Annotated in this window: 1 protein-coding gene; it reads right to left on the reverse strand. The window is 59.1% G+C overall.

Annotated elements, in window-relative coordinates; genetic code table 11:
• Positions 1-18: 18 nt before the first annotated feature.
• Positions 19-254: aldehyde dehydrogenase family protein (locus AC0L20_RS41380; protein WP_473295892.1), on the reverse strand; the 236-nt coding region annotated here is incomplete at its 5' end.

A 254-nucleotide genomic window follows, 5' to 3' on the forward strand; every position in this document is an offset into this window, starting at 1 on the left:
CCTGCGGTGTAACGTAACTTAGAGCTTGATCCAGGTCGCTTTCAGCTCGGTGTATTTGTCGAACGCATGCAGCGATTTATCGCGACCGTTACCCGACTGCTTGAAGCCACCGAACGGAGCGGTCATGTCGCCGCCATCGTACTGGTTGACCCACACACTGCCCGCACGCAGGGCCTTGGCTGTCAGGTGTGCCTTGGAGATATCCGCCGTCCACACCGCCGCAGCCAGGCCATATTGGGTGTCGTTGGCTATGG

The sequence above is a fragment of the Bradyrhizobium sp. Kon58 genome, assembly GCF_055807455.1.